Annotated in this window: 26 protein-coding genes; 7 read left to right on the forward strand and 19 right to left on the reverse strand. The window is 31.2% G+C overall.

Translation table 11 applies throughout. The annotated features are described in order from the left end of the window. Position 1: 1 nt before the first annotated feature. The 7 genes from N456_RS05260 to N456_RS05285 all read right to left on the reverse strand — a co-directional run bounded on the left by N456_RS05260 (position 2) and on the right by N456_RS05285 (position 5882). Positions 2 to 538 (reverse strand): hypothetical protein, encoded by a 537-nt coding sequence (locus N456_RS05260; RefSeq protein ID WP_062054656.1) that lies wholly within the window; start codon positions 536 to 538, stop codon positions 2 to 4. Positions 539 to 551: 13 nt separating this feature from the next. Further along, entirely contained in the window at positions 552 to 1112 is a 561-nt protein-coding gene (locus tag N456_RS05265; protein WP_062054658.1) for a hypothetical protein, read from the reverse strand. Further along, positions 1109 to 1927, reverse strand: a complete 819-nt coding sequence (locus tag N456_RS05270; protein ID WP_062054660.1) for a hypothetical protein — start codon at positions 1925 to 1927, stop codon at positions 1109 to 1111. Before N456_RS05270 ends, N456_RS05265 begins: the two co-directional genes overlap by 4 nt. Next, positions 1914 to 2084, reverse strand: coding sequence for a hypothetical protein (locus tag N456_RS24265; protein WP_158447833.1), 171 nt, complete (start codon positions 2082 to 2084; stop codon positions 1914 to 1916). The genes N456_RS05270 and N456_RS24265 overlap by 14 nt, the downstream gene beginning before the upstream one ends. Positions 2085 to 2086: 2 nt before the next feature. Next, positions 2087 to 3922 carry a type VI secretion system Vgr family protein gene (locus N456_RS05275; protein ID WP_062054662.1) on the reverse strand — a complete coding sequence of 612 codons (1836 nt, stop codon included), beginning with the start codon at positions 3920 to 3922 and terminating at the stop codon, positions 2087 to 2089. A gap of 470 nt (positions 3923 to 4392) precedes the next feature. Further along, positions 4393 to 4842: a DUF6438 domain-containing protein gene (locus tag N456_RS24025; protein WP_148639199.1), complete on the reverse strand. Its 450-nt coding sequence runs from the start codon at positions 4840 to 4842 to the stop codon at positions 4393 to 4395. A gap of 59 nt (positions 4843 to 4901) precedes the next feature. After that, positions 4902 to 5882, reverse strand: a complete 981-nt coding sequence (locus N456_RS05285) for a zinc metalloprotease (RefSeq protein ID WP_148639200.1) — start codon at positions 5880 to 5882, stop codon at positions 4902 to 4904. A 291-nt stretch (positions 5883 to 6173) separates the two neighbouring features. On the opposite strand from N456_RS05285, the gene N456_RS05290 reads away from it, so the two are divergent. From N456_RS05290 to N456_RS05300, 3 genes are read left to right on the forward strand one after another with little or no spacing between them, the layout of a single operon-like run. Continuing rightward, a complete protein-coding gene (locus tag N456_RS05290) occupies positions 6174 to 6695 on the forward strand; it encodes an RNA polymerase sigma factor (RefSeq protein ID WP_338021346.1) in 522 nt (173 codons plus the stop codon). A 12-nt stretch (positions 6696 to 6707) separates the two neighbouring features. Beyond that, on the forward strand, positions 6708 to 7616 hold the full coding sequence (locus N456_RS05295; protein ID WP_062054669.1) for a FecR family protein: 909 nt from the start codon (positions 6708 to 6710) through the stop codon (positions 7614 to 7616). Continuing rightward, a complete protein-coding gene (locus tag N456_RS05300) occupies positions 7617 to 10178 on the forward strand; it encodes a TonB-dependent receptor (protein WP_062054671.1) in 2562 nt (853 codons plus the stop codon). It abuts the gene before it with no gap. Positions 10179 to 10242: 64 nt separating this feature from the next. On the opposite strand, the gene N456_RS05305 is transcribed toward N456_RS05300, so the two are convergent. From N456_RS05305 to mgtE, 3 genes are all read right to left on the reverse strand, one after another. After that, positions 10243 to 10608, reverse strand: coding sequence for a cupin domain-containing protein (locus N456_RS05305; protein WP_062054673.1), 366 nt, complete (start codon positions 10606 to 10608; stop codon positions 10243 to 10245). 13 nt (positions 10609 to 10621) lie between these two features. After that, positions 10622 to 11017 (reverse strand): acyl-CoA thioesterase, encoded by a 396-nt coding sequence (locus tag N456_RS05310; protein ID WP_062054675.1) that lies wholly within the window; start codon positions 11015 to 11017, stop codon positions 10622 to 10624. Between the two features lie 62 nt (positions 11018 to 11079). Beyond that, the gene (gene mgtE / locus N456_RS05315; protein ID WP_062054677.1) at positions 11080 to 12435 is read right to left on the reverse strand and encodes a magnesium transporter; all 1356 of its coding nucleotides are present in this window, start codon (positions 12433 to 12435) and stop codon (positions 11080 to 11082) included. 279 nt (positions 12436 to 12714) lie between these two features. Between mgtE and N456_RS05320 the strand changes: the two genes are divergently transcribed. Next, on the forward strand, positions 12715 to 14484 hold the full coding sequence (locus N456_RS05320) for a 1-deoxy-D-xylulose-5-phosphate synthase (RefSeq protein WP_062054679.1): 1770 nt from the start codon (positions 12715 to 12717) through the stop codon (positions 14482 to 14484). Between the two features lie 93 nt (positions 14485 to 14577). Here N456_RS05320 and dgt read toward each other — a convergent pair whose 3' ends face one another. The 4 genes from dgt to N456_RS05340 form a co-directional block, all read right to left on the reverse strand. Beyond that, positions 14578 to 15921, reverse strand: coding sequence for a dGTP triphosphohydrolase (dgt, locus tag N456_RS05325; RefSeq protein WP_062054730.1), 1344 nt, complete (start codon positions 15919 to 15921; stop codon positions 14578 to 14580). Between the two features lie 229 nt (positions 15922 to 16150). Next, complete coding sequence (locus N456_RS05330) at positions 16151 to 18616, reverse strand: ribonucleoside-diphosphate reductase subunit alpha (RefSeq protein ID WP_062054681.1); 2466 nt, start codon at positions 18614 to 18616, stop codon at positions 16151 to 16153. A 357-nt stretch (positions 18617 to 18973) separates the two neighbouring features. Next, positions 18974 to 19954 carry a ribonucleotide-diphosphate reductase subunit beta gene (locus N456_RS05335; protein ID WP_062054683.1) on the reverse strand — a complete coding sequence of 327 codons (981 nt, stop codon included), beginning with the start codon at positions 19952 to 19954 and terminating at the stop codon, positions 18974 to 18976. Positions 19955 to 20335: 381 nt separating this feature from the next. Further along, the gene (locus N456_RS05340) at positions 20336 to 20905 is read right to left on the reverse strand and encodes a DUF3109 family protein (protein ID WP_062054686.1); all 570 of its coding nucleotides are present in this window, start codon (positions 20903 to 20905) and stop codon (positions 20336 to 20338) included. Positions 20906 to 21018: 113 nt separating this feature from the next. On the opposite strand from N456_RS05340, the gene N456_RS05345 reads away from it, so the two are divergent. Continuing rightward, positions 21019 to 21600 (forward strand): MarC family protein, encoded by a 582-nt coding sequence (locus tag N456_RS05345; RefSeq protein ID WP_062054687.1) that lies wholly within the window; start codon positions 21019 to 21021, stop codon positions 21598 to 21600. A 54-nt stretch (positions 21601 to 21654) separates the two neighbouring features. Here the strand turns inward: N456_RS05345 and N456_RS25110 are convergent, their stop codons facing one another. From N456_RS25110 to N456_RS05365, 5 genes are all read right to left on the reverse strand, one after another. Beyond that, the gene (locus N456_RS25110) at positions 21655 to 21780 is read right to left on the reverse strand and encodes a hypothetical protein (RefSeq protein WP_262482805.1); all 126 of its coding nucleotides are present in this window, start codon (positions 21778 to 21780) and stop codon (positions 21655 to 21657) included. 113 nt (positions 21781 to 21893) lie between these two features. Further along, a complete protein-coding gene (locus N456_RS05350; RefSeq protein ID WP_062054689.1) occupies positions 21894 to 22199 on the reverse strand; it encodes a hypothetical protein in 306 nt (101 codons plus the stop codon). Between the two features lie 21 nt (positions 22200 to 22220). Continuing rightward, positions 22221 to 23801 carry a S41 family peptidase gene (locus tag N456_RS05355; protein WP_062054691.1) on the reverse strand — a complete coding sequence of 527 codons (1581 nt, stop codon included), beginning with the start codon at positions 23799 to 23801 and terminating at the stop codon, positions 22221 to 22223. Further along, positions 23802 to 24233 carry a deoxycytidylate deaminase gene (locus tag N456_RS05360; RefSeq protein WP_062054693.1) on the reverse strand — a complete coding sequence of 144 codons (432 nt, stop codon included), beginning with the start codon at positions 24231 to 24233 and terminating at the stop codon, positions 23802 to 23804. Between the two features lie 85 nt (positions 24234 to 24318). Then, complete coding sequence (locus tag N456_RS05365; protein ID WP_062054695.1) at positions 24319 to 24897, reverse strand: HupE/UreJ family protein; 579 nt, start codon at positions 24895 to 24897, stop codon at positions 24319 to 24321. Between the two features lie 373 nt (positions 24898 to 25270). Between N456_RS05365 and N456_RS05370 the strand changes: the two genes are divergently transcribed. Both N456_RS05370 and N456_RS05375 read left to right on the forward strand, forming a co-directional pair. Then, positions 25271 to 25654 carry a hypothetical protein gene (locus tag N456_RS05370; protein ID WP_062054697.1) on the forward strand — a complete coding sequence of 128 codons (384 nt, stop codon included), beginning with the start codon at positions 25271 to 25273 and terminating at the stop codon, positions 25652 to 25654. Between the two features lie 49 nt (positions 25655 to 25703). Beyond that, a complete protein-coding gene (locus N456_RS05375; RefSeq protein WP_062054699.1) occupies positions 25704 to 26252 on the forward strand; it encodes a hypothetical protein in 549 nt (182 codons plus the stop codon). Positions 26253 to 26628: the final 376 nt, after the last annotated feature.

A 26628-nucleotide genomic window follows, 5' to 3' on the forward strand; every position in this document is an offset into this window, starting at 1 on the left:
ATTATAAATCTCTGTTAGTATTTCGTTTCTTTAATAATCGCTTTATATATGTCTCAAACTCTGGGGTCATTTTTCCTAAAAACAAGCACGGGTCTATTGTTACATTTTGATCTGTTTTTTTCTCACAGTTTTCTTTTTTAAGTTTTAGATTACCTGTACTCATACTAATTGTAATATGCTGTACCACTATAGTATTAGTATAAAAATTAATTTCTATATCAGTATTGGTATCTAATGCGTGCGTTGCATCTATTTTTTTATGAAGTTTTTTAAACAGTTTACTGATTTCGTTTTTCGTTAATGTGTACTCTCCAACTTTTTTATGTATCGTTTTTTTTTCTTGTTGTATTTCTAATTTGTCAAATAATAAAGAATTGGGCACACTAGCAGTTTTATCCTGTACGTAATAATAAGAGATAACTGCTTTATCAAATCCCTCATTTTTAAAAAAATCGATAGTGGATGACTGCTGTCCATTAAGCTCTACGACTATTACTAGTAGTAAGATTAGATGTGGTATGATTTTTTTAGGTTTCAAGGGTTTTTATATTCTATTTTTCAGAAATTTTATATTGTTTTTTTATCGCGTTATATAACCGTACTCTGTTTGGATAATTGACATGTGCATGGTTTGATTTATTAAATAGCATGGATATAAAAACATTATCTACTCCATGTATATTTTTTCTTTTAAATTCTTGAAAACTTACCTTTTCTGACGTTCTAAATGTAGTGTACATCATTTGTTGTATCGGTAGTGTATTGTCTACAACTTGTAATATATTTAGGGCTATATCTCCTTTTCTTAGAGGTACTTCTCCTGCATAGGTAATGGATGTAGTGGTCGTATCTTTTAACATCTCTACCAAATCTGGGATATGTTTTAGGGTTACAAAATCCAAACACCTCTCCATATAATCTTTATTTTTTACGGCTACTTTACTCCCTCTGTATTGCTCATTGAATTGTATTGGTAGCATTGAAAAATGTTCTATACTGTCTAGAAGGGTTTTATTATTTTCTATTAGGTTTTCTGTTATTTTTTTTTGATTCTGACTTTTACAGTTTAAAAAACTAAAGAATATAAGACTAAGTATTAATGTACTTCTCATAGTGGGAATTTTTTCATATAATCCATTGCATTAAGAGTAACGGTATTAATATTATTATGGTTCAAAGCTATATTTGCTGGTAGCATCTCTCCATCTGTGTAAACATTTTCTCCATTCTTATCTGTTTTAAACATTGATCCAGCACCAGTTCCTTTACCTACTAAGGCGTATACGTTTCCTTTCCCTACTGTTTCTGCAAATTCCTGAGCAAAGGAGCCTTTTGGATCTTCCATATAAGGTTGATTACTTAATACATGATCTCCAGAAGATGTTAATTGCCCACCTGCATTACATCCCCAAAAATAGATTTCACATCCATCTGCGAATGAGGTTATTGCTAGCTCCGTTAGTTCTGTTGTTTGAGTACTTGCTGGGATATATACATTTTCATGAATTTCTACTCTTCTGAGGTCTCTTCCTCCATCCTGAACCTCGTCTAACCAATTAATAGTATCTCCATCATATTCTACCCCATCAATGGTACGCTTACCTGTAAATCCTCCTAAGTTTATTCCATGTTGCCATGCATGAGAGTAGATGTCTAATCTTTTGATTTCTGTCCTAGATTTTATTTTATTAAAAAAATCTTTATCTGTAGGGCAAAAAAGAACTTCGAAGTTGCCATCAGTATATTGTGCTTTATTAACCTCATTCCTGCCTTCTGCAACTAGCTTAAAAGCATCTCCTGCATTATGCCCTGAATATCCTGGGGCTAAATACCCACTACCATATAATACTAAGTATGTTTCTGTTTTAACCTCTTCTTCTCTCTCAATAGTTTCTATTTCTCCAAATACTACTCTAGCAGCCGCCATTACTAATCACTTTTTTGTTACTAATTAGATTAAGATCTCCTTCTGAGGCTTCTACAATCATACGATTTGCATTTTTATATAACGTACCTCCTACAACTGCCTCGTATTTATTTTCTACTCTTATGGTGTAGTTGTTTGCTTGTCTTGTTATCGCCATCTCTAAAATAATTTACTTTTTTCTGAACTATTTATCCGTACTGACTTAGTACTCTGCATGGTCATATTTTCTTCTGCACTAAAGAGTGATATTTCTTTTGCATACTCATCAGAGATATTGGATTGCCTACTAAAATTAGTGTCGATAATATCTTGACGATTATTTGATGTTTCTCTCATATCTCCAGAGGCGCTTAATAACATATCTTTATTAGCTACTATAGAGATATTTTCTCCTGCTCCCTGAGCCATCATTTCTCCTGCACTGATATTAATATTTTTACCGGCTGTCATGGTAATATTTTCTCCTGCAGTGATATTAATGTCTTTTAATGCATTGATACTTATGGTTTCTCCTGCGGTATCTATAACGATATGATTTCCTTTTTTATCGGTTATGGTGATTCTTTCGGAATTACGAATATCATTAAACTCTAATGTATGTCCACTTCTGGTACGAATTGCCTTGATATCATTGTTTTGTGTTCTCCAATTACTTGGTTTTTTAGTACCATTGTATAAAGCTCCTAGTACATATGGATGCTCTGCATTTCCATTTTCAAATCCTACTAAAACCTCTTCTCCTAGCTCTGGGATAAAATGAAATCCTTTCTCTCCTCCTGCATGTGGGGTAACTATTCGTATCCATGGTGTCATCCCACCCATAGGTTTTTGCCAAGGAAATTGTACTCTAATTCTACCCATTGAATTAGGGTCTGAGTTTTCTACTACAGTTGCTACTTGTGTATCACTTTTTGGATATGCATGTATATTGGCATTAGGATATATATTACCTTCTGCAGTTACGGCTTCAAATTTATTTTGATATTCTCCATTCTCTGTATTGGTATGGATTACTTTAATAACTCTATAAACTCCATAGTCTGTTGCATCTCCTCTAATGGCAATTGTTCCTCCTATACATACTCCTGGATTGTCACTAACTCCTGCAATAACCACTTGTTTGATATCTGTAGCTTTTTTTTGTTGTTCTACATGAGAGTCTAATCGTCGTCTCAGGTTTGGATCATTATAAGAGTTTACATAAACATTTGTCTCTTTGGCAAAAATCTCAGTACTTTTTTTACTTACAAAACTATTAAACCCGTTTAGATCAGAGTTTACTTGTGATGTAGCTGCATTATAGTGTTCATCTATAAGGTAATCATTCGTAAAATAGTTATAATGATTGGATGAAGGTTTTAAATTCATCGAGAATTGCTGCAAGTCATGACCATATATAAGAGGGATAGGGTCGTTATTCTCTGGGGTTCCAAAAACTAATGCTTTTCCATCATAATAAAACCATTGCCCATATTGTGCTGCTAATCGACTGGCATATCTAAAAGAGCTTTCATTAGCTTGTACACTATAATGTATCGTATCAGAATAATTAGGAGTAAATTTAGTCTCTAATTTTGATCGATCATATCCCTGAAAGTTTTTTTCTAAAATCTCTGTAAGATTGATATCACTATGAGACTCATAATGTGGTCCATCATCTGTAATGATACTACAACTATATCCCTGGATTACAACGATATCACCATCTTGTGCATGAAATCCTTTTAGATTATTAACATTAGTTACAACTCCTTTAAACTCTAGCTGCTTATATCTAGACAAATTAACAATAGAAGAGACTTGTATTATTAATGTTTCTCCAAGAAAGTTTCGTGTTTCTGAAGCTAATTCTCCTATCAATGCTTCTAAAGCATCCATACGACATATTAGTTTGAAAGAATGATGTGCATCTATATTTTGCTCTAGAGTAAACTCTTTAAAAGTCTTAATAAGCTTGCCTCCTATAAAAATCTGTGTATTGGTTTGTAATGCCATAGTATTGTATTGGTTAGCGTGTAAAATATCGATCATAAAAGAACGAAAAAATACGCCTTTATATTTAGTAATATATGATAAATTATTGTTAAACCGTAATACGCTTCTTCTTATAAGCTCCTCTTATTAAAGCAACTACTAATCTCCTAATTATCTATATTACTAAAGCGCTAATGCTTCTTATATGACTTAAAATATATTTACTACTCAAAAATAATACTATAATTAATCTCTAAATACACCGTATTCAGTGAAAAAATAGTTTTTATAAATCAATACTATAAAAAAACCCGATAAGTTAACTTATCGGGCTTACAAATAGAGAATGGGGGACATTAAGGACAATTTGTTATCAATCAAATCTTATATATCTGTCACTTAATTTTCACTATTTGCTAAAATGTATACTATCCTAAAAATGAATATGGCACTAAATAAATTTACAAACTAGGTACTCATTTTAAGGCTATTTAATTTTTATCATAATATGTATGATCTGATATAATCTTATCTAATATGCGCGCTATTTTTGCATCAATTTTTTTTACAAAATCATTAACCTCTATAGAATAATATTTATATATTCCTTTACTAAATTGTAAGGTAGTTATTGATTTATCTAATACCCTTTTAAAGGGTAGTTTCTTATAGGGTTCTTTATATAACATTGTTTTTAATTCCATAAGCTCTTCTGCATTCAATCTACTTTTAACAATTCCTTTAATAGCTACATTATCTATCCCTGAATAAGACATGGAACCATCTTCATAAATCCATAAATCATAAACCGGACAAGTCGTGCGACAAGAGCTTTTTGAATAATACACCAGAACGTCATCTTTTAAAGAAGTAGTCTTAGAGGCTTGTTTACATTTACAAGAAGTGTTTAATAATATACATACTATTATTAAATATTTCATATGTTCATATTTTATGATTTCTAAACGAGTATTTTACTAGTTATAAACTTTTTATAAACTTAATCTCCATGAGAAAGGCAGCTTTTTTTATTTCTATTTGCAAAAACATGTGTGTTTTTTAATGTTCCTAAAACTGATAAAGATCTCTTACTCTTTTTTGTAATATTCTTTCTAATATGATTTCTAAATTTTATCATTTCTTTATCATCATACATTATCTTTATTTTTTGCTCTACTCTATTATTTACGTTTACTTTTACTCCCCCTGATCTGATTACAAACTCAGTAAAGACTTCTGCTATATCTTCTCCTGGATTGGTAGATGCATACGGGGTCACATATCGTTCTTTATATTTATTATAAAAATTCATTTTTGCAGTTTCACTATTCGAACCTTTGAATTCTCCCCATATATCTGCCCAATGATTTTGATATAATATATTGATGTTAGATTTTTTTCTTGAACACCCTTCTCCTGTAAAAAAATTAGTACACTCATCTTCTGATATAGTAGAGTTTACCTGTGCTTTTTCTAGGGTAATAATATGTCCTAATTCGTGTATAATAGTATATGTTATTTCACCACCACTGTCAAAGATTCCATTATAATAAGCATCATCTACAGCTATCCCCATTTGCCATTTTGATAAATCATTGCTATTGGACACTACATACCCTGCACTATCGCCATTACCAAAATAAATCATAAACTCGCTCATCTTAGATCTATACTCTATTGGAACAATCTTTTTTACCAAATTCCATACCTGTTGATGCTTTTTAGTATCTTTTTGGAACTCTAAAAATTTCCCTTTTACTTTAAAATCTTTTTCTTTTATAATATGATCTCCATCAACTTTATATAGAGTTATAAATTTTTCTTCTTTTTTAACTATACCTCCATCTACATCCGTGTTTTGCTCTGATACAGGTATAATTGCATCATCATCTTTTTTACATGATTGAATAGAAATCATTACAATCCCTAAAAAAATGATTATTACACAATTTAATATCCTTAGCTTTTTCGTTATACTCATATCCAATTCTTTTTTCACAAACAACAAGTTGTTTAGCAAACACCCTATTATTTATTTTCTTTTTTTTAATATCATTTAAATATTTTTTAGAAAAAATATAGGGTAAATGGCTTCTTTACTGTTGTTATTACAAATGGATATAGTACCCCTAAAAAAGATTAAAAAATGAATACTATCTTAGTATAGAAATGGCTTTAGCTTTTCAACATTAAGACACTGTAAAACAATAAATTAAAAAAATATTATTTAAATTTATTTAAATATCTTAGTTTAAAAAATGTAAGCTCTCATATGATGACTGAAAAACAAAAATCTATTTGTGATGAAAAAACTTTTAAAATAATTTTTGATAACCATTCTGAAGTAATTACTAATTTCATTTACTATAAATGTGGAGATCTTAAACAAGCAGAAGATATCACTCAGGATGCATTTGTAAAACTTTGGAAAAATTGCAGAAAAGTACTTTTTGAAAAAGCGAAGTCTTTTTTAATGAAAGTAGCTCAAAATGCTTTTTTTAATGAGTTAAATCATAAAAAAGTAATTTTAAAATATAATCAGCAAAGCTTTTCTTCTATACAATATGAGTATAGCCCTCATTTTTTATTAGAAGAAAAAGAGTTTATGATAAAATTACAACATAGTATTGCTGAGCTTCCTCAAAAACAACGAGAAGTTTTCTTACTAAGTAGAAAAGACAAAAAAACCTATAAGGAAATTGCAGAAATTATAGGATTGACACAAAAAGCAGTAGAACGAAGAATGCATTTAGCATTACTAGAATTAAGAGAAAAATTAGGGCGAGCAATATAATATAAAACCAAAATGGAAGATTTAAATAATACAGATGATTTTTTAGCCAAATGGGCTAGTGGAGAATTATCAGAACAAGAAATGAATACTTTTAGACAGTCTAAGGACTACATCTTATATGAAACTATTCTGGAAGGAACAAAATTACTAGATGTACCTAAAGTTGACAATGAACGACTTTTTGAGCGTATCCATGAAGATGTAATTAAAAATAAAAAAGTAATCCCTATGATTCCTAAATGGCTATATGCTGTTGCTGCAAGTATTGCACTAATCATAGGGTCTACTTTCTTTTTTAATCAGAATACTACTTACCAATCAGGGTTTGGTGAACAGCTTACTATAATACTTCCTGATGGTTCTGAAACAATACTTAATGCTAAATCAAAATTGTATTATAAAAAAAGTAATTGGAAAAATTCTGAACGAACTGTATTTTTAGAAGGAGAGGCCTTCTTTAAGGTAAAGAAAGGAAGTACGTTTTCTGTAAAATCAAAAGATAGAACTGTCTCTGTATTAGGCACTCAGTTTAATGTTAATGCCAATCATGATTTTTTTGAAGTAATTTGTTATGAAGGAAAAGTTAAAGTAGCAAATACTACTATTTCAAAAATAATTACCAAAGGAGAAGCTGTAAGAAATATCAATTCTTCTTTTGAAGAATGGAAACTAAATGATACTGTTCCTTCTTGGACTATTGGAGAGAGTAGTTTTACCAATACTCCTTTAGAACAAGTGATTACTGCTCTAGAAAATCAATATCAGATTACTATTAATAGTCAGTATATCGATACCAATCAGCGATATAGTGGAGGGTTTACACATACTAATTTAAAAAATGCTTTACAAACTATTTTTGATGCTATGAATATTAAATTTAATTTTACCGATAAAAATACAATAGAATTATCTGTAAAATAAATGAAATACGTATTACTACTACTTGTTTTCTTTTTTTTTCTGAGCGTTAACGCTCAGAAAAAAAAAGAAAACATTCATTATACCAATTTCTCATTAGATAATTTTCTAAATGAGTTAGAGTTATTATTTGATATAAAATTCTCATACAACACTACATCATTTAAAGAACTATCTATATCAATAGAAAAGGATGCTGTTTCTCTAAAGGAAATCATAACTATATTATCAGATCGATATGCTATCCATTTTAAACAAATTGATGATCGCTATTATGTAGTAAATTTTGATGATAAAATTTCTATTTGTGGCTATTTAATAGATGACAAATCTAATATTATCGAAGGAGCTAGCATCATTAATAAAATAAAAAAGACAGGCACTCTATCTGATGAGAACGGCTCTTTTGTATTAATAGAAAACAGCATATCAGATACTATAACAATTTCTTATCTAGGATACAAAACAATTTCTTTTCCTATCAAGAATCTGGTTAAAAAAAAATGTGATACTTATACATTAAACCCAGAAGGATTTGTGCTAAATGAATTAGTCATAAAAGAATATTTAACTTCGGGAATCGTAAAAAACCGAGACGGATCAATTAAAATTAGACCTAATGATCAAAGTATTATTTCTGGCTTATCAGAACCCGATATTTTACAGAGCATCCAGCTTCTACCTGGTATAGAAAGCCCACAGGAAACTGCTTCTGGAATATATATAAGAGGAGGTACTCCTGATCAAAACTTAATTTTATGGGACGGTATTAAAATGTATAATTCTGATCATTTTTTTGGGTTAATATCTGCTTTTAATCCTTATATAACAGAAGACATTACGATTTATAAAAATGGAACTCAACCTATCTATGGAGATCGAGTATCTGGAGTTATTGATATCAAAACAGATCAAAAGGTTCCAAAAGAGATATCTGGTGGAATAGGAGTTAATATGACCCATGCAGATGCCTACTTAAAACTACCCCTTTCTGAAAAAACAGCTATTTTTTTATCTACCAGAAGATCAATAACAGATGTTATTGAAACGCCAACAATCAATACATATTCTGAAAGATCTTTTCAGAACACAAGTATTACCGAGAACCTATCTAATTTTGACCCTCGATTTATAGAAAGTAAAGAGCTATTTTACTTTACTGATGCAACTTTAAAATTAATTACAAATCTTTCTGAGAAAGATAATATCTCCATATCTAATTTATTTACCCGAAATAAACTTAATTACTCTTTTAAAGATGTCGATTTTGCTGATATTTCTAGTGATGAATTAGCTATCAAAAATTTTGGAACAAATATCAAATGGAATCGTAAATGGAATTCTCGATTCTCTTCCGAAATGCAATTATCATTCTCTGAATATGATTTAAAATATAATGGAAGATATCTTTTTACTAATCAAGACCTAACTGTTGTAAAAAAGAATACAATTAAAGAACATGGATTATTATTTCATTCTAACTGGGATATCGTTCCTCACATCACTTTTTCTAATGGGTATCAATTATATACTAATAATGTTTCTTACTATATAGAAAACAACGACGATATTTTTCTGGATACTCAGGGCTATCCCACTCATAGTCTATATTCTCAATTAGAATACAGCACTCCTAAAACATGGCTTATTAACTTTGGTGCAAGGGGGACATATTACTCTGGATTACAATCTGTTTTTATCGAACCAAGACTTTATATAGAAAGAAAATTAGGCAACTATTTTAGAGTCAATGGATCGGTAGAAATCAAAAATCAATCTATTAGCCAAATTATTGAATTTTCTACCTTCAGTTTTGGCTTAGAGAATCAAGTATGGCTTTTAGCTAAAGAACAAGAAATACCTTTATTAAGAAGTCATCAATATACAGCAGGAGGGTTATTTCATTCAAAAAACTTGGATATAGAGACAGATACTTATTATAGAAAAACAATAGGACTCACTTCTATAACTCGAGGTTTTGAATCGTCTGATTCTAATTTGTTTTATGAAGGAGAGAGTATATCTAAAGGGATTGATCTTTTAATCAAAAAGAAAATCAGAAAATATTCAACAGCATTCGGATATTCATTTTCTGATACAGAATTTATGTTTGACACACTTAATCAAAGTAAAACTTTTAAAGGAAATAATAATATTACACATTCTATTTCTTGGTCGCATGCGTATCAATGGAAAAAAATTCAGTTTTCATTAGGATGGAAATACCATACAGGAATTCCATTTACTACTGCTACAGGGTTTTCTATCGAAGAGGATGAAATTATAATTGACTATGAATCTACTAATACAATGAAACTACCTGATTATCATAGATTAGACTTTTCTGTTGTATATGATTTTAACTGGTCTGCAAAAAATGACAGAGTTAAAAGTCGTATAGGATTTTCTTTACTAAACATTTATAAGAGAAAAAATATATTAAACCGTAGTTATGCAGTATATGAAATAACAAATATAGATAATAGTATATCTTACGAATTAAGAGAAATCAATAGATATTCTCTAGGAGTAACTCCTAATATTAGTTTTAGAGTTAGTTTTTAAATACCACTAAATTGTATCGAATTAAAAATCAAGTTTTTCGCCTAATCATTCTATATATATTAATCTATATATCTACATATTTATCAACCGTTCGTTCGGTTTGCAGTTCTCCTGTATGCTTAGCGCTTTGTTTTTCAAAAAGCAATACATGCACTTCTTCATTATTCTTGGTAAAAGGACAATGTTCAACTCCCTTAGGAACAACGATAAGTTCACCCGGTTTAACAGATATTGTTTCATCTCTAAATTTCATGTACAGCGTGCCTTTTAGCACCTGAAACAATTCATCTTCATCATCATGTTTATGCCAAATAAAATCACCACAAAATTTAGCTAAGTATACTTGATTATCATCTACTGTAGCAATACGGTGCGGATGCCATTGTTTATCAAATTTTGATAATTTTTCATTTATATTAATTGCTTCCATAAAAATTAAATATTCAATAAAACAAGGTACTTATTTCATCTGTAATCTTAGTAGGTCTTAACGTTTCTTTATATAACAAGCACCACATTGTTGTTGCAGTAACCAATACTTTTTGAGTAGTCTTATTTATTATTTTAGTGTGTCGCTCCGTTTTAACACCTTTACACTCCTCTATCCAAGTCTGGATGATAATCGTATCATTCTCTAAAGCCGGATAGTGATATTCGATATGATGACTAAGTGCAACCCAAACATATTTATTTCTTATAATATCATCAGTCTTAAACTTCCAATGTTTTATAGCAATATCCTGTACCCACTGTAGATATACTACATTATTTACATGATTCATATCATCAATTGCAGATTCTGGAACGGTGAATTGATCTTCAAAAACTTCAGGTTTCATAAGTATTATAATTAACAAATAAAGCTACAACTATTTTTTTCATCAAAAAGATGATCATATCACTAAAATCCTAAAATAAGTTGTGCAATATAAAAGAATAAGAAAATCCCAAAAATATCATTACTTGTAGTAATAAAAGGTCCTGTTGCAATCGCAGGATCGATACCTTTTTTATCTAAAATGATTGGAACAAAAGTACCAATTAGAGCTGCTACTATAATCACGCTCATAAGGGCAGCAGCTATAGTTAGACTGAATGAAATCTCATACCCCATTATAAACCCAAAAATAAGAATCAACATTGCTAATGCAACTCCATTTATTAAACTAAGGCTTACTTCTTTTAATAATCGATTTAATAAGCTTCCTTTTACAACATTATTTGCTAATCCTTGTACAATAATTGCAGAAGACTGAACACCTACATTACCTGCCATTGCAGCAATCAATGGAGTATAAAAAAACAAGTCTCTAATTCTGGGATTACTCATTACCTCTTCAAAACCCTGCATAATAAACACACTTCCTAATCCTCCAAAAAGGCCTAAAATCAGCCATGGTAATCGTGCTCTGGTTAGTTCCCATACATTATCATCTGCTTCTACATCCTGAGAGATCCCTGCTGCGAGTTGATAATCTTTTTCGGCTTCATCTTTAATAAAGTCTACCATATCATCTATCGTTACCCGCCCAACTAATACCCCACTATGATCTATAACTGGTATTGCTTCTAGATCATACTTTTGCATAATACGTGCCACTTCTTCTCCTTCTGTATCCACATCTACGTAATCTACTTTAGGAATATAGATTTCACTAATATGAGCTTTAGCAGATGCTGTTAACAAATCTTTTAATGATAATCTTCCTTTAAGTCTTCTTTCCTTATCAATAACATAAATAGAATGCACCCGAGTTACATTTTCTGCCTGTCTTCGCATTTCTTTTACACAACCAGCTACAGTCCAAGTCTCCTTAACCTTTACTAATTCCTTAGCCATCAGCCCTCCTGCGGTATCTTCTGCATAAGAAAGTAATTCTTTTATATCTTCGACATGTTGCTCATCCTCTATCTGAGCAATCACTTCTTCTGCACGATCCTCAGGGAGTTCTGCTACAACATCAGCTGCATCATCACTATCCATTTCTTCTAACTCTTCAGCAATCTCTTTTACTGATAAATTTTCAAGAATACGTTCACGAAAATCTTCTTCCAACTCCATAAGAGCCTCTGAGGTCTTTTCGCTATCTAATAATTTGATAAGATATGTTGCCTGAGATAAGTTAAGTTCACTAATAATTTCGGCTACATCTGCATAATGTATTTCACTAAGCATACCCCGCAGAGAATTATCATCTTTTGCTATAATGAGGTGCTTTACTTGTTGGATAAGCTCGTTTGAAATATGAAACTGCATACACCGATTTAATTTAATGATCCCTTTTATAAACGCCCACAAAGATAGCTAAAGAATTTGATTAGCCTTTATGCTTATGTTAAATGAATAAAGCTGTTTAAAATCAAGGCATAAACTCTTTTATATATCATAATCATTGAGTTTAAAAACATTATTCATGAACTCCTTAACTCTAATAAATTCTATCGAGTAAATAACGTATTTACTTCATATAAAATAGAATAGATTCAAAAGTATCCTCTGTTTATAGAATCCTCATAAAAATAGTATTTTTGTGGTATGCAACAATCTCTTCTATCACATATTGAGTATCCATCGGATCTTCGTAAATTTTCTCCTGATCAATTACCACAACTGGCAAAAGAATTACGGGATTTTGTGATTACTATTGTTGCTACTAAAGAAGGACATCTTGGAGCTAGTCTAGGGGTTATTGAACTCACTATTGCACTTCATTATATATTTGACACTCCTAATGATCTTCTCATCTGGGATGTTGGACATCAAGCCTATCCTCATAAAATACTTACTGGAAGAAAAGATATATTTCATACCAATCGCCAATTAGGAGGAATCAGTGGATTTCCAAAACGCAGTGAAAGTGATTATGATACTTTTGGGGTTGGACATTCTTCAACATCTATCTCTGCTATATTAGGAATGGCAATCGCTTCTAAATTAAAAGGAGACATCACAAAACAACATATTGCTGTGATTGGAGATGCATCTATAGCTAGTGGAATGGCTTTTGAAGGTCTTAATCATGCTGGTGTTACTGATACAAATATGCTTGTAATCCTTAATGACAATGCTATAGGAATCGATCCTAGTGTTGGTGCATTAAAAGAATATCTTACTAAAGCCAAAGTTGGAGTAAAACCTAGAACTAATAATATCATCGAGGCATTAAATTTTAATTATTTTGGACCTATTGATGGTCATAATCTACCTGTATTACTTAAAACTTTAGAAAAATTAAAATCTATAAAAGGCCCTAAGCTCTTACATATCATCACAACCAAAGGAAAAGGGTTAAAACAAGCTGAAGAAAATCAGGTAAAATACCATGCTCCTGGTAAATTTGATGCTACAACAGGGAACTTAATTGCCAAGGATAATTCGGGATTACCGCCTAAGTTTCAGGATGTGTTTGGGTATACTATTTTAGAACTTGCCAGAAATAATCAAAAGATTGTGGGTATTACTCCTGCCATGCCTACTGGGAGTTCTCTAAAATATATGATGGCAGAAATGCCAGATCGGGCTTTTGATGTAGGTATTGCAGAGCAACATGCGGTTACACTGGCAGCAGGAATGGCTACACAGGGACTAATCCCTTTTTGTACAATTTACTCTACTTTCCTACAACGTGCTTACGATCAAGTAATCCATGATGTAGCCTTGCAGAATCTTCCTGTAATTTTTTGTATTGATCGTGCTGGTTTAGTAGGCGCTGATGGTGCTACACATCATGGGGTTTTTGATATCGCATATCTTAATTGCATCCCTAATATGATTGTTGCAGCTCCAATCAATGAGATTGAATTGAGACACCTACTATATACTGCTTCTTTAGGATTAGAGCACCCTATTGCAATACGATACCCTAGAGGGAGAGGGCATATTATCGATTGGGAAGTTCCTATGCAACAGCTAGAGATAGGAAAAGCTATACAATTACAATCTGGTTCTGATATTGCAATACTCTCCACTGGTACTATTGCACATCATGTTACCAAAGCATTAGAAAAAACAGAACAAGAAATAGGACATTACCATTTTTGCTTTATAAAACCGCTGGATATGCATCTTTTGAAAACAATATTACTACAATACAAAACCATTATCACAGTAGAAGATGGTGTTATAAAAGGTGGATTGGGTAGTACTATTTTGGAGTATGCAAACCTAAATGGTTACAAAAACAAAGTTATTACACTAGGTATTCCTGATCAATTTATTCACCATGGTACTGTTGATGAATTATATGAAATTTGTGAAATTTCTAGTGAAAAAATAGCAGAGTACCTAAAAACTATTACATCTTGAAACTACTGAAAAACCTATTCCTATATTTTATTGCATTTCTAAACTTCTTAACAAAGTTCTAGTCCATAATTTATGGTTTAAAATAGATATTTTTTATATCCCAAATCCTCGTATTTTCTGAAATTTCAGTAATGCATTACCATCAGTTAAACTGGCTATATAATTGCTAATCCCAATAAGACGTGTATAGAGGTCTTCATTTTTATAATCAAAATTAGCTCCTTCTGCTCTAAGAATAAGCTTATCATAATTGGAGCTTTGATCTTGATTAAAATTATCTGCTGCTACGCAGTATCGATCTAGAAGTGTGGCAAGAATCTCATATCCTGCAATCTCTTTTTCGGTTACCTCCTTACTTTGATATATTTTATCGATACTAATCTTTATAATATCATTGATCTGAGCTTCGTACTTACTTTTATCTATTAAAGCAACATCAAAGGTTCCTGATAAGATTTGTTCTTCATTCTCTACAAAAATAGTTGCTGCTTCTCCTATCAAAGTATTAATAGCTAAAGCTCTAAGATAACTCAATCGATCTGCTGTAGTAATCAACTGATTATATTTTGAGGTATTGATTGTGTCTTTTACTAGTTTTATCAAGTATTCTAGGGCATATTCTTCTTCTATCAATCCTAAATTAATTCCATCTTCAAAATCTATAATTGTATAGCAAATATCATCTGCTGCTTCTACTAAAAAGGTTAATGGATGGCGGCTATAAGTAAACTCATCTCCTATACTATGTGCCAATAATCCCATTTCTTCTGCTACTTCTTTAAAAAAAGAGGTCTCATTCTGAAAGTATCCAAACTTTTTATGCGCAATATGTTTTGTTGGTTTTTTAGGCAAAGATTCTTTAGGGTATTTCATAAAAGCTCCTAATGTAGCATATGATAGTCTAAGACCTCCTTCAATTCCTTTTTTAGATTCGGTAAGGATTTTAAATCCATTAGCATTTCCTTCAAAATCTATTAAGTCTTGATATTGTTTTGGAGTCAGCTGGTTTTTATACCTAGTTCCGCTTCCTGTTTTAAAATATTCTCCTATCGCTTTTTCTCCAGAATGCCCAAAAGGCGGGTTACCTATATCATGTGCTAATGCGGCGGCGGCTACTATAGCTCCAAAATCATTAAACCTATATCCATGAACAGCCGTAAGATGGGGGTGTTTTTCTAGTATTCTTTTTCCTACTACTCGTCCTAGAGAGCGTCCTACAACAGACACTTCTAAACTATGCGTTAATCGGGTATGTACAAAACTGGTTTTGGATAATGGTATTACTTGTGTCTTATCTTGTAAACTTCTAAAAGCAGAAGAAAAAATAATACGATCATAGTCTACCTCAAAACCTAGCCTGGTTTCATCCTGCTCTTTACGTAATCTTTTATTTCTATCTCCCTGTCGTTTTAAAGATAGGAGTTGTTCCCAGTTCATCATATGTATACTTGCTTTTGCGAAAGGGATAGTAACGGCATCTTTTTTATAGATCATTTTTAACTGTCTAAAAATGATCTATAAAAAGATACAGTGGATAGCCCAACCTCGATTTACTATCGAGGATTCGCCCAAAAATAACAAAAAAGGGAAGTATCTTTATAAGAAAACTTCCCTTTTACTATATATAATGATATATCTATCTGATTAAATACTCTTGTAGAACAGCTTATGATCCACACATTAAACAATCATCACCTTCTGCGGCCTTGGATTGTTCTATAATTGCACGAAGTTCTTCTGGAGTAAGTGCTGTGTTTTCTACAGCAACAGGCTCTTCTTTTGAAATTACTTTAGTCGATCCCTGCGCTTCCATTACCTGCGCTGCAGCTACTGCTACTTTTTCTGGTTGTGGTATTTCTGTTTTTTCACTCTTTAGTGTAAACTTAATCGCATCTACTGCAGACTTCGTTCTCAGGTAATACATCCCTGTTTTTAATCCACTCTTCCAAGCATAGAAATGCATAGAGGTTAGTTTTGACATTGTTGCTCCTTCCATAAACAGGTTTAATGACTGAGATTGATCTATAAAATATCCTCTGTGACGAGACATATCTATAACATCTTTCATACTCAACTCCCAAACAGTTTTATAGAGTTCTTTTAACTCCTGAGGGATAATATCTATATTCTGAATAGATCCATTAGCACGCATAATAGCATCCTTAAGTGTATCATTCCACAATCCTAATTTTACTAAATCTTCTAATAGATGTTTATTTACTACAATAAATTCTCCTGACAGTACTCGTCTAGTATAGATATTACTTGTATATGGTTCAAATGCTTCGTTATTTCCTAAAATCTGAGAAGTAGAAGCTGTAGGCATTGGTGCTACTAATAATGAGTTCCTAACCCCGTTTTTAAGCACTTGCTTACGAAGCTTAGCCCAATTCCAACGACCACTTAGTTCTTCATCTTTGATACCCCATAGATTATATTGAAATTCTCCTTTAGATATAGGAGATCCTTCATAAGTTTGATAAGCTCCATCTATTTTAGCTTCTTCCATCGATGCTGTTACTGCAGCAAAGTACAATGTTTCAAAAATCTCTTGGTTTAACTTCTTAGCCTCATCACTGGTAAATGGTAAACGTAGCATAATAAACGCATCAGCTAATCCTTGTACTCCTAATCCTATTGGGCGATGACGTACATTAGAATTTTCTGCTTCTTTTACTGGATAATAATTACGGTCTATTACCTTATTAAGGTTTTTGGTAACACGCTTGGTTATTCTGTAGAGCTCTTTATGATCAAATTCTCCATTTTTTACAAACATTGGTAATGCAATCGATGCTAAATTACATACTGCTATTTCATCTGGGCTAGTATATTCTAATATCTCTGTACATAGATTAGATGATCGTATAGTTCCTAAATTCTGTTGATTAGACTTACGATTAGCTGCATCTTTATACAACATATACGGTGTTCCTGTCTCAATCTGCGATTCTAAGATTTTTTCCCATAACTCTCTTGCTTTAATCGTTCTACGTCCTTTTCCTTCTGACTCAAATCGAAGGTATTCTTTTTCGAACTCATCACTATGAATATCAAATAATCCAGGGCACTCATTAGGACACATTAGTGTCCACTTTGCATCTTCTTGTACACGTTTCATAAATAAATCCGGAATCCACATTGCGTAGAATAAATCACGTGCACGCATCTCTTCTTTACCGTGGTTTTTCTTCAGATCTAAGAAGTCAAAAATATCTGCATGCCATGGTTCTACATATATCGCGAATGACCCTTTACGTTTTCCTCCTCCTTGATCTACATATCTAGCTGTATCATTAAACACTTGTAGCATAGGAACAATACCATTAGATGTACCATTAGTTCCTGCAATATAGGAACCTGTGGCTCTTACATTATGAATAGACAATCCTATCCCTCCTGCAGATTGAGAAATTTTGGCAGTTTGTTTTAAAGTATCATATATCCCATCAATACTATCATCTTTCATCGCTAACAAAAAACAAGATGACATTTGTGGTTTTGGAGTTCCGGCATTAAATAATGTAGGTGTGGCGTGTGTAAAATATTTTTTAGACATTAATTCATAAGTCTCAATAGCTGCATCTAAATCATTAGGATGAATTCCTATAGATACTCTCATCAACATATGCTGTGGCCGCTCTGCAATCTTACCGTTAATCTTTAATAAGTAAGAACGTTCTAATGTTTTAAAGCCAAAATAATCATAACCAAAATCACGATTGTAAATAATTGTAGAATCTAATTTTTCTTTGTTAGCAATAATCACTTCATATACATCATCTGCAATCAGAGGAGCTTTTTTGCCCGTTCTTGGGTTTACATATTCATATAGATCTGTAACTACCTCAGAAAAAGTCTTTTTTGTGTTTTTATGTAAATTAGAAACAGAGATACGAGCCGCAAGCTTCGCATAATCGGGGTGTGTTATCGTCATTGTTGCTGCTATTTCTGCCGCTAAATTATCTAACTCACTTGTTGTTACTCCATCATACAATCCTTCTATCACTCGCATTGCTACCTTTACAGGATCAACTAACGCATTAAGCCCATAACATAATTTTCTTACCCTTGCGGTAATCTTATCGAACATAATTGGTTCTTTTCGCCCATCTCTTTTTATTACATACATACGCTTTTTTGGTTTTTAATTTTCTTCTTATCGAAGAAATTGATATTAATTCGTGTTACTATTTTTATAATTTACGAGTCTACATAACATACCTTATTTTTTTAATAGGTATTAACAGAAATCTCTATATCCTAAAAAATAAGAGTATTTCTAAATCTAAAATATATTATATGACTCGCCCCCTTGTTTTTTTTGTAAATTCTTTACAAAACTGTATCAAACTGAACTAATCTGAATCAAACAGAAGAAATGTTTTTTATTAGCTCAGAATGAATATATTTTTATACGAAGAGATTTTTATCTCATTCTATAAAATTTCGATCTTTAAAAAATCAGCAGTATACTAGCTTTATTTAATTAAAAATCGGCATCAAAACTTATTTTATTATCATCAGTATCTTTGTTAAGCACTCCTGCTTTCTGATATTCTGATACTCGTTTCTCAAAGAAATTTGTTTTTCCTTGTAATGAAATCATATCCATAAAATCAAATGGATTAGATGTATTGTATTCTTTTTCGCATTCTAATTCTACTAATAATCTATCGGTAACAAACTCTAAATATTGCGTCATTAGCTTTGAGTTCATCCCTATTAAACTTACTGGTAGAGATTCTGTAATAAATTCTCTTTCTATAGTAAGTGCATCTATAATAATCTCACGAATTCTATTCTTTGGCACTTTATTAACCAAGTGTTTATTATGAAGATGAACTGCAAAATCACAATGCACTCCTTCATCCCTAGATATCAACTCATTAGAAAAAGTAAGGCCTGGCATTAATCCTCGTTTTTTTAACCAGAATATAGAACAAAAAGCTCCTGAAAAGAATATTCCTTCTACCGCTGCAAAGGCAATCAATCGTTCTGCAAAAGAATCAGACTCTATCCATTTTAATGCCCAATCTGCTTTTTTCTTAATTGCAGGGAAATTATCAATAGCATTAAATAACAAATCCTTTTCCTTCTCATCTTTCACATAGGTATCAATCAACAATGAGTACGTTTCAGAATGAATATTTTCCATCATAATCTGAAATCCATAGAAAAATTTTGCTTCGCTATACTGTACTTCATTTACAAAATTCTCTGCAAGGTTTTCATTTACAATACCATCTGATGCTGCAAAAAATGCTAAAATATGTTTAATGAAATATTTTTCATCTTGTGTAAGCTTTGTTGCCCAATCTGTAATATCTTGATGCAAATCAATTTCTTCTGCTGTCCAAAAACTAGCTTCTGATTTCTTATACCATTCCCAAATATCATGATGCTGAATAGGAAAAATCACAAAACGATCTTTATTTTCTTGCAAAATAGGCTCTACAACACTCTTCATATTTTTCTAGCTGTTTTTTGTATTCTTTTTCTTTTCAATAGCGTGATACAAAGATCAAAAAATAGCTTAAAAATTCCACTAAAAATTAGCAAACGTTTTCAACAAAGTTTTCAACACAAAGTAAATTTATCTTAAAAATCAGTCTTTACAAAATAACTATTAAATCACTAATACAAAGATACTTACGTGTTTTTTAAAATTCCAACACAACACAAACAACATCTTTGGAAACCTCCTATTTTCCACTTGCTAACAGCGTTTTTTTTATTAAAAATAAGAAAGGTAGAAATAAGTGAATTTACGGTAAAACCGTAGTGTTGAAAACATATATTTTTTATCAAAAAAACACTTGTTTTTATCTTAAAAAACAAAAAAGGAAGGTTATTTTTTTAGTTTTTGGGCTACATTTTCTAGTTCTATATACCAATCTTCGCCAAACTTTCGGATTAAAGCTTCTTTTACAAATTTATAAATTGGCACTTGTAATTCTTTTCCCAAGGCACAAGCATCATCACAGATTTCCCATTTATGATAATTTACCGCAGCAAATTCAGTGTATTCCTGCACTCTAATAGGGTATAAATGACATGATATCGGTTTTTTCCAGTCAACTTCTCCTTGATTATATGCTTCTTCTATAGCGCACATTGCTACATTTTTTTCATCAAAAATAACATATGCACAATCCGCACCATCAATCAAAGGGGTTTCTAATTCTCCATTAGCTGTTTCAACATGGGTTCCTTGATGCGTTATAGCATCTATACCTTCTTGTCTTAAATAAGATTTTACTACTGGGTACACCTCTTTAAGCTTATGAATTTCTGACTGCTCCAAAGGGGCTCCCGCTTCTCCATCAATACAACAGGCTCCTTTACACGCAGAAAGATTACATAAAAAATCTTTCTCGATAATATCTTCTGAAACTATAGTTTTCCCTAATTGAAACATGCCGCTAAGATAATTCTTATACCAGAGAATTTTTACAATTTATTCACCTTTTTATAATATCTTTATCTAATAAACTCTTTTTATATTTGCGCAAATTTTTAAAACTCTTTTTTATGAACTTTAATATCAAAGAAATACTAACTGCAAGTATGATTTTATTTGCTGTTATAGATATCATAGGGAGTATTCCTATTATTATAGATTTACGTAAAAAGGTAGGGCACGTACAAAGTGAAAAAGCCTCTATTGTAGCAGGGATTCTGATGATTATTTTCTTATTTGTAGGAAAAGAAATCCTAAGTTTAATAGGAATAGATGTTAATTCATTTGCAGTAGCTGGATCTTTTATTATTTTCTTTCTGGCTATAGAAATGATATTAGGCATTCAATTATATAAAGATGATGCTCCCGAAACAGCAGCTGTTGTACCTTTAGCATTTCCTCTTATTGCAGGGGCTGGTACAATGACATCTATTCTATCACTACGAGCAGAGTACCATACTATTAATATCATCATTGCTATAATTATCAACATCCTCTTTGTATATATAGTACTGAAATCTTCTGGTAAAATAGAGAAGGTTTTAGGGAAACAAGGAATCAACGTTGTACGTAAGATCTTTGGGGTAATATTACTTGCTATTGCTGTTAAACTATTTACTGCTAATATCACAGAATTATTAGACAACATTTAACAAAAAAAGTAGTCATTTTATATACATAAAAACAAAATAAATGAAATATTTCATCTACATATTACTTACCATCGCAGCAGGGTTACTACTATACAATACTACATATATAGATCTAAATAACATATTGGGTGGTGATAGTAGAACAGCTCTCATTGGTGTTTTTTCCTCTGCTTGTGTCATCCTACTTTTATTAATTTTATTGACCGCTAGAAGCATTCAAAAAAAGAGTAGTCGCAAAAAATAAAGGGTAGAACAGAAGCCTTATATTGATTGAGTTTGATATATTTTATTTTTTAAAAAACAAAAAAACACGCTATGATTACTGGTGGAATCGAAATTACCATTAAGATCATAAAAAAGTTATGGAGTCTTCTAAATAGAAGTGCTCTCATTAAAGATTTTTTAAGTTTTTTATCCTCAGAATTATGCAAATGCTCTTTTATGATATCTCCTGATACATACGAAGTATCAACCAGAATATCGTGCTTCAAAAAAATAGAAGCACTATTATCTAACAACCTAAAAGCAACTGCTATAATAAAGAAAAAAAGAGGGGAGCAGATAGCTATCGCAACTAAATATTCTTCAAGTTCTGACATATTATAAAGAGTCTACGTTTATTATTCTTCAGTAAGAGATATAACTTTAGTAATCATTGCATCGTCCTTATTTATAATTTTTTCGAATGCATCGGTTCCAAACAACTGCTGTGCCATAGTTGCTTTTAAATATTTTTTCAATTGATTTTTATAGTTTTCTAATTCAATTTCTATACCTCTTCTCTTTATATATTTCAAAAAATCATTGGCAAAAGCATCGTCTATAGTAACTTTTTCATTAAAGTCGTTTTCTGACAACCCGTTATAAAACTCTCTGTTTTTATCTAATTCTTCAAATATATATCCTCCCATACGTCCAGAACGCAACATATAATCCAATGTTTCTCCTACACGAGTGGTATCTTTACTAACAAATATATCTGGTATAATCCCACCACCGCCATAAACGATCTTACCTTTAGGTGTTTTAAATTTTAAAGAGTCTGCCACCTGAATACTATCCGCACTCTGCAATTCTCCATTTTTATAGCGTTCCATATATTCATTAAAATATTCTTTATTGCCATTACCATATGGTTTTTGTATGGAACGTCCTGTAGGGGTATAATATCGTGAGATTGTTAGTCGTATTGCACTGCCATCCCCCAGTGCCATTTCTCGTTGCACAAGCCCTTTACCATATGATCTTCTACCTACAATAATACCTCTGTCATTATCCTGAATCGCTCCTGCAAAAATTTCACTAGCAGAAGCTGAATTTTCATTAACCAATACATAAACTTCTCCTTCTTCAAAACTCCCTTTATTGGTTGCAAAATTATTTTCAATAGCTCCTTTTTTGTTTTTAGTAAACATAATCAAGACATCATCTTTTAAAAATTCATCTGCCATTTTTAAGGCTGGAGCAATAAATCCTCCTCCATTATCACGGAGATCAATAACAATATTTTTAGCTCCTTTACTCTGTAGTTCTCCTATTGCTTCTTCAAACTCTGTATATGTAGTCTCAGCAAATCGATTTATTTTTATATATCCTAATACCTGATCTAGCATATAAGCGGCATCAACACTTTTTAAAGGGACTCTTCCTCTTTTTACAACAACATCAAATACTCCTTCTCCTTTTCTATAAAGCTTAAGCTGAACCTGACTATTTAACTCTCCTTTTAGCTTATTAGCCAACTGTTCTCGTATAAGTCGATCTCCATACAGTGTATCATTATTAGCCATAAGGATCCTATCTCCAGCCTTAATCCCTGCTTTTTCACTAGGGCCGTCTTTTATTGTATTGATTACTGATATTGTATCTCGGTATGGATAATAACTTACTCCAATACCAATAAAATCGCCTTGCATATTTTCAGTAATTCCTTCCAGTTCTTCTGAAGGAATATATACCGAGTGTGGATCCAAGTTTTCTAATATTCTATTTACAGTAACCTCTACAATACTATCAGTATTAATCTCATCTACATACTCATAATCAATATAATCAATAAGTCTATTAAGTTTTTCTTTTTTAGGATTATATGAAAATAGTTTTCCCGAAGGGCTACTAAAATCAAGCTTACTCCCTAAAAACACTCCTGCTCCCAGAGCCAATCCTAAAAATAGAGGTAAATATTTTTTTGAATATCCCATTTATTCTTCTAAATCCGTAATCTGTTCTATTTGTACTCCAGCTTTAACTAGAAATTGCAAGCCAGAATCATCTTTATAAGCTGTTTGATATACTATACGTCGTATTCCTGCCTGATAAATTAGCTTACTACATTCTTTACATGGAGATAATGTTATATATAAAGTTGCTCCACTACACGATTGCGTGGAAGAAGCTACTTTAGAAATTGCATTTGCTTCTGCATGTAATACATACCATTTTGTATACCCTGCTTCATCTTCACAAGGGTTTTCAAATCCTGTTGGAGTTCCATTAAATCCATCAGAAATAATCATTCTATCCTTAACAATAACCGCACCAACTTTTTTTCGTTTACAATGAGATAACTTTCCCCATTCATTTGCTATTCTAAGATAGGCTTTATCATATTTAAGTTGCTTTTTTTTAGACATAGGAAATCAATAAAAATGTAGGTATATTAATTAAAATACGAATATATTGCTACGATGTGGCAAATACAACCTTAATTTTACTTATTCACCAAATTTTATTAGCAATAAGCATAGGTATTACCATTCCTATCACAATAGACGAAATAACAAGTACCCAATCTCGTTTAGAAAACCTAAAAAAAGTCATTAACACAGCACTAATTACAAGAACAATCAAAACAATAACAACTTGTGCCGCTTCAACACCTAATGCAAATTCTAATAAGGGTAAAATTTTTGTACTTGCTCTTGTATGTTTAAAAAATATTGAAAATCCTAATCCATGAATTAACCCAAAAAATATAGTCACTCCATATAATAACATTCCTCTGCCATTTTTTGAAGTATTTTTGGCGGTAAACACATTAAATAAGCTGGTTATCAAAATAGTTACAGGGATTAAAAATTCAACAAATCTCGAGTTTACAGAGACTACATCATACGCTGCCAAAAATAACGATAATGTATGACCAAAAGTAAAGAGCGTAACTAGCATTAAAATACGTTTCCAATGGTCAAAAGTATACCCTACTACAAGTACAATTAAGAATAAAATATGATCATAAGCATTCCAATCCAATACATGACCAAAGCCTAGCTTAGTATAAAGCCAAAATTCTGACATAATTTTAAATTTTGAGGTGTGGACTAATTTACAACTAAATATTAGGAATGAAGAAGTACATAAAAAATACTTATTAAAAAATTAAACATCACTAGGTATCTTACCATTCTTAGAACTAAATCTTAAGTTAAATTAAAAAACACTATACAACTAAATATCAATATTTTACACAAAAAAATAACTTCATTATTAATGTAAATATTTAATCAAAAACATACAACGTATTAAATTTCACAAAGTACGAAACATAAATATTTACTTACATTTAAAAAAAATAAAATACTTACATTTACAGTTCAAGTTAGATTAACCAACTCAAAGCTATTATAGTACGTATTTTGCAAAGCTACAATTAACACAAAAAGGATACCTTATGAAAAGTATTACTACTAACACCATTCTTCAAATAGTAGCTCTTATTTTTTTGATCATCATTGGATATATGACCTTTAACTCTGGTTCTAACTGGAAAATTATAAAATCAGAACTAGATAACGCAAGAGAAGAATTAAAAACCTCTCGAGATACCTTAGCGATAACTAAATCTAATTTAAGAAATTCTATTAAAGAGCTTGAAAAAATAAATCTTCAAAAGGATATTATCACACGACAACGAGATTCTCTTTTATTTGATTTTAAAAAGAAAAATGCAAGAGATTGGGAAGAACTAAAGGCTATTAAAGACACTATTATAAAAAACAACCAAAAACTGACAGAAGAAAAAGCTGTTTTGGATAAGCTTTTTGGTATAGAATAACATTTTTATTAGCACATATTAAGTACTAACAATTATAAAAAATGAATTGATGAAAACTTTATATTCTTCTTTACTCTTTATATTTCTTGGTTTTTTTTCTTATAGCCAAGAACTTGATTCTCTAAAAGTTATTGAAATTCCTGAATCGTACGCTAATCGCCAGGGACAACCTTTTATGGTTAAAAAAGATAGTTTGTATCGATTTCTAACTTCGGATATTTATCTGGTTAACAAAAAATCATTTTTAGCATTAGAGAGTTTTTATAAAAATGTAAGTAATAGAAACGATATGACTAATGCTCTTCTAGAAAATTACACAAAAACATTAAGACGTAATATAGCGTTAGAAAGTAAACTAAAAATCAATTTTGATGAAAATGATGCTTTAGATAAAGCAATCTACCAAAGAACTCAAGCTACTTTAATCAATACTCAAAAAGCTTTAGACTATACCATACACAGCCTTGATAAAGCTACAAACAGCCTAGAGATTGTAGATAAAACTGTAAAAAAACAACGAATGAAAGGGGTGTTTGAAAAAGTGCTTATCGCAATTGGTGGTATCGGTATTGGTGTCTTGGTAGGAGTATCTCTTTAATACTATTTCTAACAAAAACATATAACATCACCTAATTTAGAGCATCAGTATAGCCAATGAATAAAAATTTATTGGATATCTACTGATGCAGTTTCCTTATATCGAGTTTATACATTCTTATAATACTTTTTTTGAATTTATTTTTAATAAAAAATTCCCAGTTCCGAAAAATGAAACTGGCGTACCGTATCATTGCATTTAGAATGTAAGAATACTAGAAAAATAGTACTGAAATACGGATTATATACTGAATTAGTACTCCGTAAACCCTTTTAAATCCCTAATATCTCTCTAGTGCTACAGAAAATACTGTCAGATTTTGTGACACCATTCTCTGTTCGACTAGAATTGCCCCCGATTTTCTGGGGTCATATAC

The sequence above is a fragment of the Aquimarina longa SW024 genome (assembly GCF_001401755.1).
Lineage (GTDB): Bacteria > Bacteroidota > Bacteroidia > Flavobacteriales > Flavobacteriaceae > Aquimarina > Aquimarina longa.

What these genes read in the sequence shown, in the direction of transcription:
- N456_RS05265 (WP_062054658.1), bottom strand. Translation starts at nt 1,112, where the DNA reads ATGAGAAGTACATTAATACTTAGTCTTATATTCTTTAGTTTTTTAAAC.
- N456_RS05270 (WP_062054660.1), bottom strand. Translation starts at nt 1,927, where the DNA reads ATGGCGGCTGCTAGAGTAGTATTTGGAGAAATAGAAACTATTGAGAGA.
- N456_RS24265 (WP_158447833.1), bottom strand. Translation starts at nt 2,084, where the DNA reads ATGGCGATAACAAGACAAGCAAACAACTACACCATAAGAGTAGAAAAT.
- N456_RS05275 (WP_062054662.1), bottom strand. Translation starts at nt 3,922, where the DNA reads ATGGCATTACAAACCAATACACAGATTTTTATAGGAGGCAAGCTTATT.
- N456_RS24025 (WP_148639199.1), bottom strand. Translation starts at nt 4,842, where the DNA reads ATGAAATATTTAATAATAGTATGTATATTATTAAACACTTCTTGTAAA.
- N456_RS05285 (WP_148639200.1), bottom strand. Translation starts at nt 5,882, where the DNA reads ATGAGTATAACGAAAAAGCTAAGGATATTAAATTGTGTAATAATCATT.
- N456_RS05290 (WP_338021346.1), top strand. Translation starts at nt 6,174, where the DNA reads ATGATGACTGAAAAACAAAAATCTATTTGTGATGAAAAAACTTTTAAA.
- N456_RS05295 (WP_062054669.1), top strand. Translation starts at nt 6,708, where the DNA reads ATGGAAGATTTAAATAATACAGATGATTTTTTAGCCAAATGGGCTAGT.
- N456_RS05300 (WP_062054671.1), top strand. Translation starts at nt 7,617, where the DNA reads ATGAAATACGTATTACTACTACTTGTTTTCTTTTTTTTTCTGAGCGTT.
- N456_RS05305 (WP_062054673.1), bottom strand. Translation starts at nt 10,608, where the DNA reads ATGGAAGCAATTAATATAAATGAAAAATTATCAAAATTTGATAAACAA.
- N456_RS05310 (WP_062054675.1), bottom strand. Translation starts at nt 11,017, where the DNA reads ATGAAACCTGAAGTTTTTGAAGATCAATTCACCGTTCCAGAATCTGCA.
- mgtE (WP_062054677.1), bottom strand. Translation starts at nt 12,435, where the DNA reads ATGCAGTTTCATATTTCAAACGAGCTTATCCAACAAGTAAAGCACCTC.
- N456_RS05320 (WP_062054679.1), top strand. Translation starts at nt 12,715, where the DNA reads ATGCAACAATCTCTTCTATCACATATTGAGTATCCATCGGATCTTCGT.
- dgt (WP_062054730.1), bottom strand. Translation starts at nt 15,921, where the DNA reads ATGAACTGGGAACAACTCCTATCTTTAAAACGACAGGGAGATAGAAAT.
- N456_RS05330 (WP_062054681.1), bottom strand. Translation starts at nt 18,616, where the DNA reads ATGTATGTAATAAAAAGAGATGGGCGAAAAGAACCAATTATGTTCGAT.
- N456_RS05335 (WP_062054683.1), bottom strand. Translation starts at nt 19,954, where the DNA reads ATGAAGAGTGTTGTAGAGCCTATTTTGCAAGAAAATAAAGATCGTTTT.
- N456_RS05340 (WP_062054686.1), bottom strand. Translation starts at nt 20,905, where the DNA reads ATGTTTCAATTAGGGAAAACTATAGTTTCAGAAGATATTATCGAGAAA.
- N456_RS05345 (WP_062054687.1), top strand. Translation starts at nt 21,019, where the DNA reads ATGAACTTTAATATCAAAGAAATACTAACTGCAAGTATGATTTTATTT.
- N456_RS25110 (WP_262482805.1), bottom strand. Translation starts at nt 21,780, where the DNA reads ATGACACAAGCAGAGGAAAAAACACCAATGAGAGCTGTTCTACTATCA.
- N456_RS05350 (WP_062054689.1), bottom strand. Translation starts at nt 22,199, where the DNA reads ATGTCAGAACTTGAAGAATATTTAGTTGCGATAGCTATCTGCTCCCCT.
- N456_RS05355 (WP_062054691.1), bottom strand. Translation starts at nt 23,801, where the DNA reads ATGGGATATTCAAAAAAATATTTACCTCTATTTTTAGGATTGGCTCTG.
- N456_RS05360 (WP_062054693.1), bottom strand. Translation starts at nt 24,233, where the DNA reads ATGTCTAAAAAAAAGCAACTTAAATATGATAAAGCCTATCTTAGAATA.
- N456_RS05365 (WP_062054695.1), bottom strand. Translation starts at nt 24,897, where the DNA reads ATGTCAGAATTTTGGCTTTATACTAAGCTAGGCTTTGGTCATGTATTG.
- N456_RS05370 (WP_062054697.1), top strand. Translation starts at nt 25,271, where the DNA reads ATGAAAAGTATTACTACTAACACCATTCTTCAAATAGTAGCTCTTATT.
- N456_RS05375 (WP_062054699.1), top strand. Translation starts at nt 25,704, where the DNA reads ATGAAAACTTTATATTCTTCTTTACTCTTTATATTTCTTGGTTTTTTT.